Annotated in this window: 12 protein-coding genes; 3 read left to right on the top strand and 9 right to left on the bottom strand. The window is 54.4% G+C overall.

The annotated features are described in order from the left end of the window. Nucleotides 1–77: 77 nt before the first annotated feature. The 4 genes from OGY62_RS03315 to yiaK all read right to left on the bottom strand — a co-directional run bounded on the left by OGY62_RS03315 (nucleotide 78) and on the right by yiaK (nucleotide 3,929). A complete protein-coding gene (locus OGY62_RS03315; protein WP_115626033.1) occupies nucleotides 78–1,397 on the bottom strand; it encodes an MFS transporter in 1,320 nt (439 codons plus the stop codon). Between the two features lie 105 nt (nucleotides 1,398–1,502). Next, on the bottom strand, nucleotides 1,503–2,432 hold the full coding sequence (locus OGY62_RS03310) for a DUF4862 family protein (protein ID WP_104868035.1): 930 nt from the start codon (nucleotides 2,430–2,432) through the stop codon (nucleotides 1,503–1,505). Between the two features lie 22 nt (nucleotides 2,433–2,454). Beyond that, complete coding sequence (locus OGY62_RS03305) at nucleotides 2,455–2,919, bottom strand: YhcH/YjgK/YiaL family protein (RefSeq protein WP_286459074.1); 465 nt, start codon at nucleotides 2,917–2,919, stop codon at nucleotides 2,455–2,457. Nucleotides 2,920–2,930: 11 nt separating this feature from the next. Then, nucleotides 2,931–3,929 carry a 3-dehydro-L-gulonate 2-dehydrogenase gene (gene yiaK / locus OGY62_RS03300; protein WP_071259234.1) on the bottom strand — a complete coding sequence of 333 codons (999 nt, stop codon included), beginning with the start codon at nucleotides 3,927–3,929 and terminating at the stop codon, nucleotides 2,931–2,933. 218 nt (nucleotides 3,930–4,147) lie between these two features. Here yiaK and yiaJ point away from each other — a divergent pair, with 218 nt between their 5' ends. Together yiaJ and OGY62_RS03290 are read left to right on the top strand one after the other, a co-directional pair. Beyond that, on the top strand, nucleotides 4,148–4,963 hold the full coding sequence (yiaJ, locus tag OGY62_RS03295; RefSeq protein ID WP_200075943.1) for an IclR family transcriptional regulator YiaJ: 816 nt from the start codon (nucleotides 4,148–4,150) through the stop codon (nucleotides 4,961–4,963). A 117-nt stretch (nucleotides 4,964–5,080) separates the two neighbouring features. Beyond that, nucleotides 5,081–5,554, top strand: a complete 474-nt coding sequence (locus OGY62_RS03290) for a 4Fe-4S dicluster domain-containing protein (protein WP_114848106.1) — start codon at nucleotides 5,081–5,083, stop codon at nucleotides 5,552–5,554. 35 nt (nucleotides 5,555–5,589) lie between these two features. On the opposite strand, the gene avtA is transcribed toward OGY62_RS03290, so the two are convergent. Both avtA and malS read right to left on the bottom strand, forming a co-directional pair. Then, nucleotides 5,590–6,840, bottom strand: coding sequence for a valine--pyruvate transaminase (gene avtA / locus OGY62_RS03285; RefSeq protein ID WP_024131054.1), 1,251 nt, complete (start codon nucleotides 6,838–6,840; stop codon nucleotides 5,590–5,592). 175 nt (nucleotides 6,841–7,015) lie between these two features. Further along, entirely contained in the window at nucleotides 7,016–9,046 is a 2,031-nt protein-coding gene (gene malS, locus OGY62_RS03280; RefSeq protein WP_286459072.1) for an alpha-amylase, read from the bottom strand. Between the two features lie 316 nt (nucleotides 9,047–9,362). On the opposite strand from malS, the gene OGY62_RS03275 reads away from it, so the two are divergent. Next, nucleotides 9,363–10,187, top strand: a complete 825-nt coding sequence (locus OGY62_RS03275; protein ID WP_024131053.1) for a protein bax — start codon at nucleotides 9,363–9,365, stop codon at nucleotides 10,185–10,187. 102 nt (nucleotides 10,188–10,289) lie between these two features. Here OGY62_RS03275 and xylR read toward each other — a convergent pair whose 3' ends face one another. From xylR to OGY62_RS03260, 3 genes are all read right to left on the bottom strand, one after another. Further along, nucleotides 10,290–11,468, bottom strand: a complete 1,179-nt coding sequence (xylR, locus tag OGY62_RS03270) for a D-xylose utilization transcriptional activator XylR (RefSeq protein WP_012135707.1) — start codon at nucleotides 11,466–11,468, stop codon at nucleotides 10,290–10,292. An 82-nt stretch (nucleotides 11,469–11,550) separates the two neighbouring features. Next, nucleotides 11,551–12,732 carry a xylose ABC transporter permease XylH gene (xylH, locus tag OGY62_RS03265; RefSeq protein ID WP_012135705.1) on the bottom strand — a complete coding sequence of 394 codons (1,182 nt, stop codon included), beginning with the start codon at nucleotides 12,730–12,732 and terminating at the stop codon, nucleotides 11,551–11,553. Continuing rightward, nucleotides 12,710–14,251, bottom strand: a complete 1,542-nt coding sequence (locus OGY62_RS03260) for a xylose ABC transporter ATP-binding protein (RefSeq protein ID WP_219936434.1) — start codon at nucleotides 14,249–14,251, stop codon at nucleotides 12,710–12,712. Before OGY62_RS03260 ends, xylH begins: the two co-directional genes overlap by 23 nt. Nucleotides 14,252–14,267: the final 16 nt, after the last annotated feature.

Raw genomic sequence — 14,267 nt, 5'->3', positions numbered from 1 at the left:
TTTTTGCCGGATGGCGCCACGCTTATCCGGCCTACGGGTTTTGTAGGCCCGGTAAGCGCTGCGCCCCGGGCATGGTGTTACGCGGCGTGTTTACGCTGACTCATTGTCTTTGCCGGTGTCGAACCCGCATCGCATTTCGCGGGCAGCAACAACGCCAGCAGCGCGGCCAGCGCCAGGGAGATTGCCAGGCAATAGACGCCCGCATCTTTGCTGTACAACGTGATCAGTACGCCAACCGCGTAGGGGCCGCAGAAGCCGCCGAGGTTGCCAAGCGCGTTGATAACGCCGCGTGCGCCGCCCGCCATCTCGGCGCTGAACAGACGTGCCGGGATCGTCCAGAAAACGCCCGCCGCCGATTGCAGGAAGAAGCCGCAGCCGACCAGCGCGGCATAGGCCAGCCAGATTTGGTTTTTCAGCGCCACCGACAGGAACATGCACAGGGCGAAGCCAATCAGCGGCAGGCAGACAAACAGTTTGCGTTTACCCGTGCGGTCGGAAAGGAAAGAGAACAGGAACATCCCGGCGATCGCGCCGACGTATGGCAAAATGGCGAGCATGCCGACTTGCCCCATGCTGCTGTGGGTCAGCTCTTTGAGAATGGTTGGCAGCCAGAGGGTGTAACCGTAAATCCCGGTCTGATAGAAGAAGTTCAGGGCGATAAGTTGCCACATGGTTTTGTCGGAAAGGACCGCGCTGAGAGAGGCGTTTTTAACTTCGCTTCCGGCAATGGCTTTCTGTTCTGCGGCGAGGGTTTCCACCAGATAGTTTTTTTCCGCCCCGGAGATCCAGCGGGCTTCCTGCGGCCGGTCATAAATGGTGTACGCCCACAGCACCAGCACGACGAGAGAGAGCAGACCTTCAATAATGAACAGCCAGCGCCAGTCGAGTACGGTGATTATCCAGCCGGAGAGCGGGGCGGTGATAATCCCGGCAATCGGCACAAACATAATCACAATGGCGTTCGCACGACCGCGTTCAGCATCCGGGAACCAGTTGCTGATCATCGTCAGTACGACGGGCAGCATGCCGCCTTCCGCCACACCCAGTAAGAAACGCAGGGCAAGCAATTGATACTGGTTGGTGATTAAGCCTGTGAGGACGGAAATAACCGCCCAGGCAACCAGCGACCAGCCGATAAATTTCTTGCCGCTGCCGTGAACGGCGATTTTGCCGCCGGGAACCTGTAAGAACAGATAGCCGATGAAGAAAATCCCGCCAGCCAGACCGGCCATAGTGGCGGAAATACCTAATTCGGCATCCATTCCGCCGGGCATCGCGAAAGCAATATTCACGCGGTCCATATAAGAAATAATACAGGTAATCAGAATGGGCGGAATAATTCGCAGCCAACGCTGACGAGGTATATCTTTTTCTGTAGGGCGAGAGGTCATATTCATCTTCGTATTCTCGTAAAGTAAGTATTCTGGCGATGAAAAGTAAATTATTTAATGCCTGATGACGTTTTGCTTATCAGACCTACGCCGCCATCCGGCAACGTCTTATTATTTGGCGTTATTTAATGCCGTAATGCCGTCGCGTAATATCGCTACGCGGTGACTGACGTCGGCATTAGCGTTAATTTCCAGTAACTTAATACCCATGAATTGCAGAACGTCTGTTCCTGCGCAGGTCAGTAATTCACGGGCATGTTCTTGCGTCATCATGCTGTCAGGGCAGAAAGGCGCGAAAGGCGCATGTAAATCCTGCCATTCGCCGTATTCACCGCTTTGCGTTGTACCGGAGAACATCAGCGCGCCGAGTTTACCGGCCTGTTTTACCTGCTGCGTATGGGTTAGTGGCAGGGTGGTGTTGCGTCCTTCAATGGCGGAACGCGCCCAGTTAATGCAAACGCTGATGTCGTAGTCGGCAATTACCTCCAGCACGTTGTCCAGAGGCAGGAATCCTTTGCGCGGCGCGGCGCTGGTCATCGCGTCGCAGTGTTCCAGCACCAGGTCGCACGGCCAGTCCCAGCCAGCGATCTCTTTCACTGAACGGGCAAATGCGTCCGTTGCCTGCGCGACGTTTGGGTTATCGGCCAGCGGTGCGGCGTGCAGCTCAAGCGCGATCACTTTCCCGGCGCTTGCCGCGTTGATTGTCGTGATCTTCTGGTAAAGGTGGCGATAGTACGCCACACAGGCCTGACGCTGATCTTCATTGCTGGAGGCCAGCCCAAAGCCGCGGTTTTCACCGCGACGGCGCATGGTTTCCATAATCGCCGTCACGACGATTTGCCAGTTGCCTGGCGTATGGCGCAATAACCACGCGTCGCCGAGTGGGTGAAGATGTTCAAGGCAGGGTTGCTCCAGCCCACGAATATCAGGAGTATCGGAGAGTTGCCGCCAGAATTCCTTCTCTTCCTCTTCACTCTTTTGGTGAAATGAGGGTGCACAGGGATACGCACCGATAATATAACCGGTATTGTTCGTTTTCATGTTGTGCTCCAAAGATAACGTTTTATAAAGCGGATATTGCCACTTTAACGACGATTTTCCGTATGGGTGTCGCGACCGTTTTATTGCAGCCAGGGCGATGAACATCCTGCGGGAAAAAAATAGCGTAGCTTCCCGGAACCATTTCAAAGAAAGATTCATGTTCACTGTCGTGATAGAAAATAATATCGCGCTGTTCTAATAACGATTCGCTGATTTGGTTATTACCGGTGTCGATGGCAACCCCTATTTTTTCTTCACCCCAGGCGAGAAACTGAATATCCAGATAACGGCGATGAACTTCTGGACGGTTTTCAGCCGTAGTGCGGGTGGTTAAATCAATTATCTGGGCAAAAATATTTTTGCCGTCGATTTCCACCACCCCAGGGTCCAGCGTGCGAAAGTCGGTGGTGCGTAAGAAATCGAGCGCCTTTTCAATCGCGTCTGGCAGACGACACGGATTGGGCTGTGCGATATGTCCAAATATCATGCTATGCCTCCTTACAGCGCCTGGATTTTGGCCCATACGCTGTCATCGACGGTGATGCCGTTGCGGCGATTTTCATCCCGCAGCCGGGTAAATTCGTGGCCTGGCAGACGGATTGCCACGTTCTCATCGGCGCGCTCAGCGGTGGTGACGAAATCCATAATGCGCTGGAGTTTGGCATCGCGCGTGGCGCCATCAATCAGCTTATCGACCTCAATAGCGATGAAGATCTGCGAAACGCCGTATTCGTCGCTGTTTTCCTGGGTAACTTCGGCAACGGAAGCGCCGTCGGAAAGCAGGGTGGCGATCATATCCAGCACAATCGACAGACCTGACCCTTTCCAGTAGCCCATCGGCAAAATGCGGCGATTTTTTTCGATCACGCCAGGTTCTTTGGTTAAATTGCCTTCATCGTCGAACCCGCCGTCTACTGGCAGCTCACGTCCCGCCAGCCGGTTCACCTCTAACATGCCGTAGGAGAACATCGACATCGACATATCGATCATGGTGATTGGCGATGAAGGGATGGCGACGATCAGCGGGTTCGTGCCAATGCGGCACTCTTTTGACCCCCACGGCGGCATCACGGCGATAGAGTTGGTCCAGCAGATGCCGATGTAGCCTTTTTCCGCCGCCTGCCAGCCGTAGCTGCCGCCGCGCATCCAGTGGTTGGCATTGCGTAACGCCACCAGGCCGATGCCGTGGTCGGAAGCCAGTTCAATGGCGCGATCCATCATTTTTTTCGCCGTCAGATTGCCGATGGATCGCTGAGCATCCCACTGCTCGATGGCGCCAAGGCTGGTGATGCGCTGCGGTCTGGCATCAGGAATGATGTCGCCATTATCCAGTTGCTGAATGAAACGGGGAAAGCGATTAACGCCATGCGAATAGACGCCGGATTCTGTAGTACGGGCAAACATCTCTGCACAGGCGTCAGCCGTTTCCGCCGCAACGCCGCGCGCCAGCAGCACCCGATTGAACGCCTCTTTTAACTGCTCAAAAGTCACTTTCATTCCTGCTTCTCCCGTTTATTTTTGACCGCTTTTTTATCTTTAAATTTCACTATGCGAAATCTGATTTCAAATATAGCGATCAAATTTTGACAGATCAACGGGGTGGTCTATTTTTTAAAATCATCAAAATCAAATAGTTGTGTTTTTTCGGTTCAGATCGTGAACTGAAACACACTTTGCGCTACCATCAGAGCGCGACGAAAAGGGGAGCGGAAGCGATGGGCATAAAAGAGAGCGAAATGACGCAAGAAAAAGAGAGGCCAGCCGGTAGTCAGAGCCTGTTCCGTGGTTTGATGCTGATTGAGATCCTCAGTAACTACCCGAACGGATGCCCGCTGGCGCACTTGTCTGAACTGGCCGGGCTGAACAAAAGTACCGTGCATCGACTGCTACAGGGATTGCAGTCCTGCGGGTATGTCACCCCCGCGCCTGCCGCCGGAAGCTATCGTCTGACCACTAAATTTATCGCGGTCGGGCAGAAAGCCCTGTCATCGCTGAATATCATTCATGTGGCTGCGCCGCATCTTGAGACGCTGAATATCGCCACTGGCGAGACCGTCAACTTCTCCAGCCGTGAAGACGATCATGCCATCCTGATCTATAAGCTGGAGCCGACCACCGGCATGCTGCGCACCCGCGCCTATATCGGTCAGCATATGCCGCTGTATTGCTCTGCGATGGGGAAGATTTACATGGCGTTCGGCCATCCTGACTATGTGGAAACCTATTGGGAAAGCCACAGGGATCAGATCCAGCCGTTGACCCGTAACACCATTACCGGGTTGCCGGCAATGTATGACGAGCTGGCGCAAATTCGTGAAAGCGGTATGGCGATGGATCGCGAAGAGAATGAGCTGGGCGTTTCCTGCATTGCCGTGCCGGTGTTTGATATTCATCATCGGGTGCCATACGCCATCTCTATTTCGCTTTCGACGTCCCGGCTCAAGCAAATCGGCGAGAAGAATCTGCTCAAGCCCCTGCGTGACACCGCGCAGGCGATCTCGAATGAGTTGGGTTTTACCGTGCGCGATTAAGGCAGGCGCCCGGAAGATGATGGGCATCTGACAAAATTTAATCGTTTCCCTCGTCGGATCAAAGCAGCGATCGCGCCCTCTCTGGCACTCTGGGGTTTTACGCAGGTGGAGAGGGCAATGAACCGATTTATCATGGCGGATGCGGCGAAATGTATCGGCTGTCGTACCTGTGAGGTTGCCTGCGTAGTGGCGCATCAGGAGAACCAGGACTGTGCGGCGGTGTCGTCCGGGGAATTTGTCTCCCGCATCCGGGTCATTAAAGACGATGCGTTTACCACGGCGGCGGCATGTCGCCAGTGTGAAGATGCCCCCTGCGCGAACGTGTGCCCAACGCAGGCAATTCGTCGCGATCATGGGCACATCTTCGTGGAACAAGCGCGCTGTATCGGGTGTAAAAGCTGTATGCTGGCGTGCCCGTTCGGCGCGATGAACGTTGTGTCGCGAACCTCACGCGTACAGGCGATTAAATGCGATCTCTGCTGGCACCGTGAAACGGGCCCGGCATGTGTGGAGGCCTGCCCGACTGACGCGTTGCAGTGCCTTGATGTGGAAAACGTGCAGCGACAACGACTGCACGCGCAACCCGCCTGAGTGTCACCCCGGTCAGGCGATGACCGGGGGGGCTGTCAGCCTTCGCGCCAGGCGCGCTCAACCTCTTCAGCAAGAATTTTCACCCCTGCCTCAATTTTTTGCGGATCGGGAACGTAGTTCATCCGCATGCACTGATGCGTATGCGGCCAGGGTTTGTCCAGCCCCGGGAAGAAGTAGTCGCCGGGAACCATCAATACGCCGCGCGCTTTCAGACGCTGGTACAGCAATTCAGTTGAAATCGGCAAATCTTTGAACCACAGCCAGAGGAAAATAGCGCCTTCCGGCTTATGGATCAGGCAGCGATTTTCCGGTAAATACCGGCGAATGGTCGCGATTGTCTCCAGTACGCGTTGGTAGTAGAACGGTTTTATTACCGTTTCCGACAGGCGCAGCAGGTCGTTACGCTTGATCATTTCGCACATCATTGCCGGGCCAATACCGCCAGGCGACAGGCTGATAATGCCGTTCATATTGGTGATGGCGGTGATGATTTTTTCATTGGCGATAATGATGCCGCAGCGGCTGCCGGGCAGCCCCAGTTTGGAGAGGCTCATGCACAGGATGATATTCGGATTCCACAGCGGGCGTGCTTCGCTGAAAATAATGCCCGGGAAGGGAACGCCGTAGGCGTTATCGATCACCAGCGGGATGCCGTGCTGATTGGCAAGGGTATCCAGCTTCATCAGCTCTTCGTCGGTAATCACATTGCCTGTTGGGTTAGTCGGGCGCGACACGCAGATCATGCCGGTCTCTTCCCCGATGCGCAGATGTTCAAAATCAACGTGGTATTTGAACTGACCTTCCGGCAATAGCTCGATATTCGGGCGAGCGGAAACGAAAAGATCCTCTTCCAGCCCGGAATCGGCATAACCAATGTATTCCGGCGCCAGCGGGAACAGCACTTTTTTAGTCGTCCCGTCGGCGCGGCGTCCGGCGAAGAGATTAAACAAGTAGAAAAACGCGCTCTGACTGCCGTTTGTTAGTGCAATATTCTGTGGTTCGATATCCCAACCCAGATTCTCACGCAGCAGCGACGCGAGCGCTGTCAGTAGCTCCGTTTTTCCCTGCGGACCGTCATAATTACAAAGCGCATCAGTGGCTTTGCCGTTTTCCAGCATTTCGCCCAGTAGCGAATGGAAGTAATTCTGCATTTCCGGGATTTGCGCTGGATTACCCCCGCCGAGCATGATTGCGCCGGGCGTGCGTAAGCCGTCATTGAGGTCTTCCATCAGGCGGGTAATGCCTGAATGGCGGGTAAATTTGTCGCCAAAAAGTGAGAATGTCATAGCAGGTGGTCTGTCGAACTCATTATCAAAGTGGCTAACCATAGCGCTACCTATGACAGGGTGCAAATCAGGCGTTAACGCCGAGGTTGATGCTTTATGCTGAAGATTTTTATCTGGCTGGTGTTTTGTTTTGATGAGCCGTCCGGCGGATGGGCACGCCGGACGTCAGGCAGGATTAAGGGCGACCCGCCCAGACGACCATGACCTTATCGTCGTCGTGCTCGCGCACAAAACCGTACCCCTGCTTCAGTGAGAGCGTGGTTTGCTTACCGGCGCCGATGGCAGGGTGTCTGGCGCGGAACTGGCTGATTCGCTGCCAGTGGGCGACGGTGGCGGCGGATTTACCGTTGATATCCTGCCAGTTCATGTCAGAACGGGTGCCTTGCAGCGGATCGGAACCCGTCGGGCCAAAGGGGCGTGCGGATTCGTCGCCATAAAAGATCTGCACGGCGCCGGGCGCCAGCAGCAGAAGCTCTGCGGCCTTATCGCCGCCTTCCCGAAAGAGGCGCGTGTCGTGCGAGGAGAGATAACTCAGCACGTTGAAATCCTGTAATTTCTCTGCCATTTGCTGCCAGGTGGCGTCCATATCCGCCAGGCAATTGACCGCTTTTGCCGCCTGCTCCTGGTAGTCAAAGTTGATCATCGCATCAAAGCCGTGGCGGTAATAATCACTCTGCATGACACCGTGGCCCCAGGCTTCACCGGTCATCCAGAAAGGCGTGTCGTCCAGCGTCTTCTCCGGGTTGGCCTGTTTCCACTCGGTCAACGCCGCGCTGGCCTGGGTTTTCAACTGCTGCCAGGCAGGAAGTTCGACGTGTTTGGCGGTATCTACGCGGAACCCGTCGATACCGTAATCACGCACCCACTGACTGAGCCAGTGGGTCAGATAATCCCGCGGCGTGTAGCCCTCAATGGCTTTTGCACGGGTATCCGGTTTGTTTTTATAGAACACCGGCAGGCCGGAAGGGGTTGTGGATTCCGTTTTAATATCGGGCAGGAAGGCCAGCGACATGGTCAAATCGTCAAAGCCTGGATTGTCATAATCGCCAATATCCGTGCGAATCCATTCTTTCCCCCACCATGCTTCCCATGCCGCTTTGTCGCTGAAGTTGATGTAGTCATTAAAGCTGTGCCAGCTTTGCCCGGCGGCGGGCTTCCAGTCGGTCCAGCGTTCGCCCAGCGTCTTTTTCAGCTCATCGCCTTGCAGATACAGCGCGCCAAACCGGAATGTCTGCATGTCTGCCAGCGTGGCGTAGCCCGTGTGGTTCATCACCACATCAAACAGAATACGGATGCCGCGCTGGTGTGCGCCATCGACTAACGCGCGAAGGTCGTCCTCGCTGCCCATATTGGCGTCCAGCGTGGTCCAGTCCTGGGTGTAATAGCCGTGGTAGGCATAATGCGGGAAATCCCCTTTCGTACCGCCGCCGACCCAGCCGTGGATTTGCTCGAACGGCGCGCTGATCCACAGGGCATTCACCCCCAGGTGTTGCAGATAGTCCAGCTTGTCTGCCAGCCCGCGTAAATCGCCGCCATGAAAGGTGCCAATCTCCTCCATGCCGTCTTTGTGGCGGCCATAGCTTTGGTCATTCGTCGGATCGCCGTTCTGGAAACGGTCTGTCAGCACAAAGTAGACCGTCGCGTTATGCCAGTTGAATGCGGCGGGCGCGTTGGTTTCCGCGCGTTCAAGCAACAAAAGCCCGTTGCTGGTCGCGCCGGGTTGTAGCGTAATCTGACCGTTTTTAACGGTAGCGGTTTGCTGGCTGTAGTAATCGCGCACGACAGCGCCTTCCGGGAAGGTGTGACTCACCTCCAGGGTCAGCGGCGAGCCGTTCCACGTCGGGCACTGGCGCACCGTGCTGGCGACGGGATCGGCGGTGCTTTTTATCGACAGCGTCAGCGTTGGCGTACCGGAGCGGGTATCAATCTCCAGCGAGTAGTCGCCGTCTTTAAACAGTCGCCACTGTGGCGGCGTGCCTTCACACGGTTTGAGCGACAGCATCTGATTGAGTTTTATGGCATCAGCAGGTTGCCAGCACTGTTGGTCAATATGCAGCGTCAAAGGGCGCGTACCTTTCGTCAACGCGGCATGGCTGACAAACTTACCTGTACCTTCCGCCGTAAAGGGCGGGAATCCCTGAGATGTCCATGATGAGGCGAATACGATGCCGGGCATAAGCGCCAGTGCAAAAGCGGTAAGTTTCATTACGCTTTCCTTATTGCTGCGATTTTAGCCAGTATGCCGTTGAAAGATAGCGGATAACTCATCCCTCTGGCGTATTCCGCCAGGCTGAGGCGCGAGGGTGAGCGATCGTGCGCAGAAAATAGCCATGTTTTGCGATAACCACCACATTTTCTTCGTATTAATAGCGTTCTTCGCCATTATTGCGTGACAGGGTTTCGGAATTGGACTATTCCTTGGGGTGCTCTTGACGGTTATTTTTGATATGATTTGAGATTCATCTCTCATTTTTTTGAAAAATATAAGGCGTTGGAATGTATAAATCCGACCAGGAGACCTAATGATATTGACGCCCATACGACGATATGGGGCAATGATTCTTATGTTACTCACCGTAGTATTTTCGGGTGAGGTGCTGGCGAAGGCGCACACGACAACAACGAGTCAAAAGTCCCACGTAACCAAGACAGGTCATAAACAGGTAAGCAGTAAACAAGAGTATTCTCGCAATAGTGCAAAGAGTAGTTCACTTCCTGATTTGCGAAAATACCCTTCCGGAACACCAAGGAAAAAAGCGTTTCTCCGGACGGTTATGCCTTTTATCACCAGTCAAAATGCTGCGATTACTGCGGATCGTAACTGGCTGATTTCAAAACAGTATCAGAACCGCTGGTCGCCTTCTGAGCGTACGCGTATGAAAGATATCGCGGCGCGCTACAAGGTAAAGTGGTCTGGCAACACGCGTAACATTCCGTGGAATACCTTGCTGGAACGCGTAGACATCATCCCGACCAGTATGGTGGCGACGATGGCGGCGGCGGAAAGCGGCTGGGGAACCTCTAAACTGGCGCGCAACAACAATAACCTGTTCGGCATGAAATGCGGAAAAGGGCGTTGTACCAATGCGCCGGGTAAAGTGAAAGGTTACTCGCAGTTCGGCTCGGTTAAAGAGTCGGTTAACGCGTACGTGATTAACCTGAACACGCATCCTGCTTACTCGTCTTTCCGTAAGTCTCGCGCCCAGTTGCGTAAGGCGGATCAGGAAGTTACCGCAAGCGCGATGATTCATAAGCTGAAGGGTTATTCGACGAAAGGGCAGAGCTACAACAACTATCTGTTCGCGATGTATCAGGATAACCAGCGTTTAATCGCCGCGCATATGTAATGACCCAATTTTGTAGGCCGGATAAGACGCTTGCGCCGCCATCCGGCACAAACGCCCGGTGGCGCTTCGCTTACCGGGCCTACAAACGACCACCTGCCACCGCTACAACAACACTTCACTGTACCGATCGCGGTACTCTTTTGGCGTCGTGTCATACTCCTTTTTGAAAACAGAATAGAAATATTGCAGGGATGGGTAGCCGCACATCTGTGATATTTCGTTAATCGGCAGCGTGGTTGAAATTAACAGGCTGCGCGCTTTTTCCAGTTTTTCAGCATGAATAACGGCGTGAATGGTCTCCCCGACGTCTTCTTTAAACCGTTTCTCCAGGTTCGAGCGGGAGATACCGACCGCGTCCAGCACCTGATCGACTTTAATACCTTTGCAGGCATGGTTACGGATGAAATGCATCGCCTGTATGACGGCCGGGTCGGTCAATGAGCGGTAGTCCGTCGAGCGACGCTCAACGACGCGCACAGGCGGAACCAGAATACGTTGCAGCGGCAGCACTTCCTTATCCAGCAGGCGGTGTAGCAGTTTTGCCGCCTGATAGCCCATCTGCCTGGCTCCCTGAGCGACCGATGACAGCGCGACCCGCGACAGATAGCGGGTCAGTTCTTCGTTATCAATACCGATGACGCACAGCTTTTCGGGAACCGGGATATGCAGATGCTCGCAAACTTGCAGCACATGTCTTGCCCGGGCGTCGGTAACGGCGATAATCCCGGTTTGCGGCGGCAGGGTTTGCAGCCAGTCCGCCAGCCGGTTTTGCGCGTGCTGCCAGTTTTCCGGTGCGGTTTCCAGCCCCTGATAGACCACGCCACGGTATTTTTCTTGCGCAACCAGTTGGCAGAACGCGTATTCACGCTCAGCCGCCCAGCGCTTGCCGCTGGAGGCGGGCAGGCCATAAAAGGCGAAGCGATTGATCCCTTTTTCTTTCAGGTGCAGAAAGGCGCTTTCCACCAGAGCGTAGTTATCGGTGGCGATATAATGGACGGATGGATAGTGTGCAGCAAGGTGGTAAGAACCGCCGACGCCGATAATGGGCACATCCACATCGGCAAGCGCCTGAGCAATGTCATCGTCATCGTAGTCGGCAATGACGCCATCGCCCAACCACTCTTTGATGTTATCAATTCGCGCGCGGAAGTCTTCTTCAATGAAGATATCCCATTCCGATTGCGATGCCTGTAAATATTCACCCACGCCTTCCACTACCTGACGGTCGTAGGCTTTATTTGCATTAAATAACAGTGTGATACGGTGGCGTTTCTCAAACATAGTTCTTTCCCTGCTGAATCAGTCATAAAGGACAATGCCGGTACGTGTTGACCGGCATTGAGCATGACCCCTTTTCTGGAATTCAGGAACGACGTTTAGTTGCTGAGTCCATCCATACTGCCAGTAACAAGATCGCACCTTTCACGATGTACTGCCAGAATGTGGGCACGTCCATCATACTCATTCCGTTATCAAGAGAGGCCATAATAAACGCCCCCATGACGGCGCCCGCGACGCTACCCACGCCACCCGCCAGGCTGGTTCCGCCGATCACGCAGGCGGCAATCGCGTCCAGTTCGGCAATGTTCCCGGCGGAAGGCGATCCGGCGCCGAGGCGCGAACTGAGTATCAGCCCTGCAATCGCCACCATCAGGCCGTTGATGGCGAAAACCGCCAGTTTGGTTCGCTCAACGTTAATGCCGGAGAGACGAGCGGCTTCCAGATTGCCGCCAATCGCATAAATTCTCCGGCCAAACGCCGTTCGCGTCGCCATAAACATACCGCCAAGCAGCAGGAATACCAGCAGCAGTACGGGCGTTGGAACGCCGCGATAATCGTTCAGCAGCCAGATTGCGCCCAGGACAATGACGGCGGTCAGCGCCTGGCGACCAACGACCGCAGTAGAAGCCGGGGTGCTAAGCGCCAGAGCCTGCCGACGCATACGCCCGCGCCATTGCCAGCCGATAAACGCCATTAAGCTGATGGCGCCTATTGTGAAGCCCAGACCGTTGGATAAGTAGCTCTGACCAATCTGCGACATCGCCGAGCTGGTGGGCGAGACGGTCGTACCATTCGTGATGCCAATGAGAATGCCACGGAAAGCCAGCATCCCGGCCAGGGTGACGATAAACGAAGGGACTTTCCGGTAGGCGACCCACCACCCGTTCCAGGCGCCGAGCAGTAAACCCAGCGCCAGCGTGACAACAATCGTAAGCGGCAATGGCCAGCCCAGCCAGACGTCGCAGATTGCCGCGACGCCGCCTAATAGCCCCATCATTGAGCCAACGGAGAGGTCGATTTCCGCAGAGATAATCACGAAAACCATCCCCACGGCCAGAATACCGGTGATCGCCGTCTGACGAAGCAGGTTGGAGACGTTGCGCGCGCTCAGGTATGCGCCTTCCGTGGTCCAGGTAAAGAACAGCATGATCACAATAATCGCCGCGATCATGACGAACACCTGTAGGTTCAGTGATTTTAACCCAGGAAAACCGCCCGTCAGAGGGGCTGAGAGTTTCACTTCAGACGGATTGTTTTTCGACATGATATTCGCTCCTTAATGCGGCTTCCATCACCTGTTCTTGAGTCAGGTTATGATTCACCAGGTTGGCTTTCAGTTTTCCTTCGTGCATCACCAGGATGCGATCGCTTAATCCAAGAACCTCGGGGAGTTCCGACGAGATGACGATGACAGCAATACCTTGCTGAACAAGCTGGTTAATGAGTTTGTAGATTTCATATTTCGCGCCGATATCGATTCCTCGGGTGGGTTCATCGAGGATGAGAATGCGCGGGTTCAGCAGGAGACAGCGCGCCAGTATGGCCTTTTGTTGGTTCCCGCCGCTAAGGCGCCCAATCGCTAAATCAGGCGAGGATGTTTTCACTTTCAGGCGTTGTAGCGATTCCAGAATGCATTTTTGCTCTGCGGCATCGTCAAGATGGCTTATCTTCCCGGTGAACCGATCGAGCGCCGCCAGCGTGATATTTTTCCCGACGGCCATAACCGGCACAATGCCGTCGCGTTTCCTGTCTTCAGGCACCATTGCAATGCCATGAGCGATCGCTTGCTGGCAATGACGAATATCCACGGCCTGATTATCGATCATAACCTTTCCTTCCCAGCGCCCGGGCCAGACGCCGAACAGGCATTGCACTAACTCCGTGCGGCCCGCGCCGACCAGTCCTGCAATGCCGAGAATCTCGCCCCGTTTCAGCGAAAAGGAGACATCATTGACGCGTTTGATGTGACGGTTGACGGGATGCCAGGCGGTAAGGCGCTCAACGCGCAAAATCTCCTCCCCGGTAGCATGTGGTTCATTAGGATAGAGCGCCGTCAGCTCGCGACCGACCATCATGGTGATGATATCGTCTTCTTCCATTCCGGCGGCTGCGCGGGTGCCAATATGTTGGCCGTCGCGGATCACGCAGATTGTGTCCGAGATAGCTTTAACTTCATTGAGCTTGTGTGAGATATAAATACACGCAATATCATGCTGTTGCAGATCGCGAATAATTTCCAGCAGCACGGTGGTTTCTTGTTCCGTGAGGGAGGCCGTCGGCTCATCAAGAATCAGCAGCCGAACTTGTTTATTAAGCGCTTTGGCAATTTCTACCAGCTGTTGTTGCCCCAGGCCCAGGTCGCCCACGCGGGTATCCGGTGAGATAGACAAGCTGACCTGGTCTAACAGCTTCTGGCAGCGTAGCGTCATCATGTCGTAATCAAGAATGCCGTTACGGGTGATTTCGCTGCCCAGGAAGATATTTTCCAGCACGGTTAAGTGCTTAACCAGCGCTAACTCCTGGTGAATAATAGCAATGCCCTTACGTTCGGTATCACGAATATGACCGGCTTGCAGTGTTTCTCCCGCAAACAGAATTTCACCTTCATAAGAGCCATGAGGGTAAATACCGCACAGCACTTTCATTAACGTTGATTTACCCGAACCATTTTCACCGCACAATGAAACGATTTCCCCGGCATTAAGCCTGAGGCTGACGTTATCAACTGCCTTCACTGCGCCGAAGGTCTTGGTAATGTTTTTCATTTCAAGTAGATAGGGCATAACTACTCCACATAAG

The organism is Citrobacter sp. CK198, from assembly GCF_030333295.1.
Taxonomy (GTDB): Bacteria; Pseudomonadota; Gammaproteobacteria; order Enterobacterales; family Enterobacteriaceae; genus Citrobacter_B; species Citrobacter_B koseri.
The sequence above is the reverse complement of the archived record's forward strand: the minus strand, read 5'-3'. Positions and strand labels throughout refer to the sequence as shown.

What these genes read in the sequence shown, in the direction of transcription:
- OGY62_RS03315 (WP_115626033.1), bottom strand. Translation starts at nt 1,397, where the DNA reads ATGAATATGACCTCTCGCCCTACAGAAAAAGATATACCTCGTCAGCGT.
- OGY62_RS03310 (WP_104868035.1), bottom strand. Translation starts at nt 2,432, where the DNA reads ATGAAAACGAACAATACCGGTTATATTATCGGTGCGTATCCCTGTGCA.
- OGY62_RS03305 (WP_286459074.1), bottom strand. Translation starts at nt 2,919, where the DNA reads ATGATATTTGGACATATCGCACAGCCCAATCCGTGTCGTCTGCCAGAC.
- yiaK (WP_071259234.1), bottom strand. Translation starts at nt 3,929, where the DNA reads ATGAAAGTGACTTTTGAGCAGTTAAAAGAGGCGTTCAATCGGGTGCTG.
- yiaJ (WP_200075943.1), top strand. Translation starts at nt 4,148, where the DNA reads ATGGGCATAAAAGAGAGCGAAATGACGCAAGAAAAAGAGAGGCCAGCC.
- OGY62_RS03290 (WP_114848106.1), top strand. Translation starts at nt 5,081, where the DNA reads ATGAACCGATTTATCATGGCGGATGCGGCGAAATGTATCGGCTGTCGT.
- avtA (WP_024131054.1), bottom strand. Translation starts at nt 6,840, where the DNA reads ATGACATTCTCACTTTTTGGCGACAAATTTACCCGCCATTCAGGCATT.
- malS (WP_286459072.1), bottom strand. Translation starts at nt 9,046, where the DNA reads ATGAAACTTACCGCTTTTGCACTGGCGCTTATGCCCGGCATCGTATTC.
- OGY62_RS03275 (WP_024131053.1), top strand. Translation starts at nt 9,363, where the DNA reads ATGATATTGACGCCCATACGACGATATGGGGCAATGATTCTTATGTTA.
- xylR (WP_012135707.1), bottom strand. Translation starts at nt 11,468, where the DNA reads ATGTTTGAGAAACGCCACCGTATCACACTGTTATTTAATGCAAATAAA.
- xylH (WP_012135705.1), bottom strand. Translation starts at nt 12,732, where the DNA reads ATGTCGAAAAACAATCCGTCTGAAGTGAAACTCTCAGCCCCTCTGACG.
- OGY62_RS03260 (WP_219936434.1), bottom strand. Translation starts at nt 14,251, where the DNA reads ATGCCCTATCTACTTGAAATGAAAAACATTACCAAGACCTTCGGCGCA.